Below are 3,985 nucleotides of genomic sequence, written 5' to 3'. Positions count from 1 at the left end.
GCGTAAGGCGCGGGATAGTGCTCATGCGGCGCGGCCTTCTCCGCCTCGGCGCGCATCCGTGAGGCCAGCAAGCCTCGGACGGGACCTGCATTCAGAATGGTGTTCAACAGACCGGGCGTTGCGCGCTTCAGGCGGCCGAACACCGCGTCCTTGACGGCATTGCGGGCATGGCGCTCCTGCGCCACGGCATCGACCAGCCCGAGCGATTTTGCCCGGCGGGCGTCGATGGTTTTGCCCGTCAGCATCAAGGTCATCGCCTGCATCGGATTGACAAGATGCGTGAAGCGCGCGGTGCCGCCGAGACCGGGATGCAGGCCGAGCATGACTTCGGGAAAGCCGAACCGCGCATCCTCGATCGCGATCCGCGACTGGCAGGCCAACGCCACTTCGAGACCGCCGCCGAGACAAAAGCCGTGGATCACCGCCACCGTCGGAATCTTCAGCGCCTCGAGCCGGTCGATCACCGCGTGCGCGCGGCCGATCTCGGTCTCGACCAGCCGCGCATCGGTTGCGCCGCGGAATTCGTTGACGTCGGCGCCCGCGATAAAGCCGGAGCTTTTTGCCGAGCGGATGACGATGCCGGCAGGACGTTGTGCTTCCAGCGCGGACAGCACGGCGTCGAGTTCCTCGATCACGTCAGCCGACAGCGTGTTGGCGCTGGCGTTTTCGCGGTCGAACAACAGCCAGGCGATGCCGTCGGCGTCGCGCGTCAGCTTGAAGTTTCGGTAGGTGCCCGCCTCGGGTACTGGCCCGAGTTCGAGCACGCGGTCGCCGAGAACGTCCATGATCTTGCTGTGCATGCCGTTCCTCATCGCGTTTCGATCAGCATCGCGCCGCCCAATCCGCCGCCGATACATTCGGTGGCGATGCCGCGTTTGGTGCCGAGCCGCTTCATCGCATTGACCAGATGCAGCACGATGCGGTTGCCCGAGGTGCCGACGGGATGGCCGAGACTGATGGCGCCGCCATCGACGTTGAGCCTGGCGCGGTCGATTTCGCCGGCCGCGCCGTCGAGGCCGAGCACTTCGCGGCAGAATTTGTCGTCTTTCCACGCGGCGAGGCAGCCGAGCACTTGCGTGGCGAAAGCCTCGTTCAATTCCCAGGTCTCGATGTCATGGATCGTGAGATTGTTGCGCTTCAGAAGCTCGTTGGACGACAGCACTGGGCCGAGGCCCATGATGCTGGGATCGAGCGCCGACCACTGGCTGTCGATGATGACAGCCTTCGGCGTCAGGCCGTGTTTGGCGACCGCTTCTTCCGAGGCGAGGATGGTCCACGATGCGCCATCGGTGATCTGGCTGGAATTGCCGGCGGTGACCTGTCCCCACGGGCGTTCAAACACTGGCTTCAGCGACGACAACTTGTCGATCGAGGAATCCGCGCGGACGCCGTCGTCGTGGTCGTAGAATTTCCCATCGCGCGCGAAGACGGTTTCGACTTCGCCCTTCAGCCAGCCCTGCGCCTGCGCATTCGCCAGGCGCTTGTGGCTCTCCACCGCATAGGCGTCGGACTGCGCGCGCGTAATGCCGAAGAGGTGGCCTACCTTCTCGGCGGTCTGGCCCATGTTGAGTTCGGTGATCGGATCGGTGAGGCCACGCTCCAGCCCGATGATCGGCTTGAAGTAACCGGGCCGCGCCTTGGCGATCGCGGCAGCCTTGGCGAGCACGCCCCTGGCCATCGCGAGGCCGGCGAACCAGCGCACGCCGTTCTGCGGCCAGACCAGCGGCGCGTAGCTCAGCGCTTCCGCGCCACCGGCCAGGATCATGTTCGCACTGCCTTCGCGGATGTAGCGGTAGGCGGTGTCGATCGACTGCATGCCGGAGCCGCAGTTGATCTGCACGGTGAAGGCGACCATCGCCTCACCCATGCCGAGCCGCAAAGCCGCGACGCGAGCCGGGTTCATCTCGTCAGCGATCACGTTGACGCAGCCGAGGATCACCTGATCGAACGCATCCGGCGCGAAAGGTTGCCGCGCCAGAAGCGGGCGGCCGCATTGCACGGCGAGATCTACCGGGGTGAACGGGCCGGGACCGCTGCGTGCCTTCAGGAACGGTGTGCGGCTGCCATCGACGATATAGACCGGACGCGCCATCAGCTTGCTGCCCTCTGTTCGCCGAGTTCCTGGAAAAACGCACGAACGTCGGCCGGCTTCTTGCTGGAAGGCGACAGATCTTCCGGCGCGAAGTCGTCGACCTCGATGACGGCAGAAGCCGCCGCCTGCGCCGCGGCGAGCTGCTCGCCTTCGGCCTGGGTAATGACGCCCCTGGCGACGGCGTCCTTCCAGCTGCGGATTTTCGCGGTGCGCAACCGCCTGGCGATATCTTCAGCCGCGGTTACCAGCGCAAACGCCTTTTCCAGCCGCGCAAAGCCGCGGTCGTCCGCAACATGCGACAGGTCAGGCGTCAGGCGCTCGCGCGCCGCACCCGGCTCGAGGATCAGCAGCGCGCACAAACGTGTCGTCAGATCGGACGGCCCGAGCCCGCGGGCACCGAAGGGCTGCACGATGAACTTCAGCATTCCAGCGACAAAACGGTTCGGGAAATTCGCGAAAATCTCGGCGAAGCGGTTCTCGATCGTCCGGAAGCCGGTGTGCATGCACCATTCCAGCACCGCGAAATCGATCTGCTGGCGGCCTTCGTCCTGCCAGCGTTTGAGTGCGGCAGACAGCAGATACAGTTCGGAGAGAATATCGCCGAACCGCGCCGACAGCATCTCCTTGCGCTTCAGCGCGCCACCCATGGTCAGCAGCGCCATGTCGGCACTCAGTGCAAACGCCGCGGAGTAACGCGACAGCTGGCGGTAGAACATCGTGGCGTCGCCGGCGAGCGGCGCCGGCGCGATCACGCCCTTGGTCCAGCTGCGGCCCCACGCGCGGAACAGAGTCGCGACGCTGTGGCCGACATGTTTCCAGAACGCGGTATCGAAGGCATCAAGACCCTTGTCCTTGTCGGGATCGGACAGCGCGTTCATTTCCTGCAGCAGGAAAGGATGCGAGCGGATTGCGCCCTGCCCGAACACAATCAGGTTGCGCGTCAGGATGTTGGCGCCCTCCACCGTGATGCCGACCGGCACCGAACGATACAGGTTACCCAGATAGTTCTGCGGGCCATCAATGACGGCCTTGCCGGCATGGATATCCATTGCGTCGTCGATGGCGAGCCGCATCCGCTCGGTGGCGTGCAGCTTCATGATGCCGGAAATGACTGCGGGATGATGGCCGAGATTGAGCGCGGTGCAGGTCATGCGGCGGGCCGCGTCGAGCAGATAGGCGGTGCCGGCGATCCGCGCCAGCGGCTCCTCGATGCCCTCGAACTTGCCGATCGGAATGTTGAACTGCTCGCGGATGCGGGCGTATGCCCCGGTGGTGCGCGCGGCGTAGGCAGCCCCCGCGGCGGACAGCGACGGCAGCGAGATGCCGCGGCCGGCCGCCAGCGCCGACATCAGCATCTTCCAGCCCTGACCCAATCGCTCCTGCCCGCCGATGATGTAGTCCATCGGGATAAAGACATCGCGGCCCCAGTTCGGGCCGTTCTGGAACACCTGCATCGACGGCAGATGGCGGCGGCCGATCTCGACACCTTCGAGATGCGACGGGATCAGCGCGACGGTGATGCCGAGTTCTTCCTGCGAGCCGACGAGGTGATCTGGATCGTACGCCTTGAAGGCGAGACCGATCAGCGTGGCGACGGGACCGAGCGTTATGTAGCGCTTGTGCCAGTTCAGGCGAAGGCCGAGCACTTCGCGACCCTCGAACATGCCCTTGCAGATAATGCCGGTATCGACCATCGACGCGGCGTCGGAGCCGGCTTCCGGGCTGGTCAGGCCGAAGCAGGGAATGTCGCGACCATCGGCCAGCGACGGCAGCCACTTCTGGCGCTGTTCGTCGGTGCCGAATTTCATCAGCAACTCGCCGGGTCCGAGCGAATTCGGCACCATCACCGTGACGGCGGCGACCACCGAGCGCGACGAGATCTTGCGCACGATC

The 3,985-nt window shown here is 65.2% G+C and carries 3 protein-coding genes; all 3 read right to left on the bottom strand.

Annotation, left to right across the window (positions count from 1 at the left end):
* A partial coding sequence (locus tag JWQ24_RS15490) for an enoyl-CoA hydratase-related protein (RefSeq protein WP_299809645.1) occupies positions 1 to 800 on the bottom strand: 800 nt, incomplete at its 3' end.
* Between the two features lie 8 nt (positions 801 to 808).
* Positions 809 to 2,092 carry an acetyl-CoA C-acetyltransferase gene (locus JWQ24_RS15485; protein WP_299809641.1) on the bottom strand — a complete coding sequence of 428 codons (1,284 nt, stop codon included), beginning with the start codon at positions 2,090 to 2,092 and terminating at the stop codon, positions 809 to 811.
* Positions 2,092 to 3,985 (bottom strand): acyl-CoA dehydrogenase (locus JWQ24_RS15480; protein ID WP_299809639.1); only part of this gene is annotated, 1,894 nt, incomplete at its 5' end. The genes JWQ24_RS15480 and JWQ24_RS15485, both read right to left, overlap by 1 nt.

The sequence above is a fragment of the Tardiphaga sp. genome, from assembly GCF_028290495.1.
Lineage (GTDB): Bacteria > Pseudomonadota > Alphaproteobacteria > Rhizobiales > Xanthobacteraceae > Tardiphaga.
Note: the sequence above shows the minus strand (reverse complement) of the source record. Positions and strands in the feature narration are given on the sequence as shown.

Excerpts from the sequence above, each read along its gene's own strand:
- JWQ24_RS15485 (WP_299809641.1), bottom strand. The coding sequence starts at position 2,092 with ATGGCGCGTCCGGTCTATATCGTCGATGGCAGCCGCACACCGTTCCTG.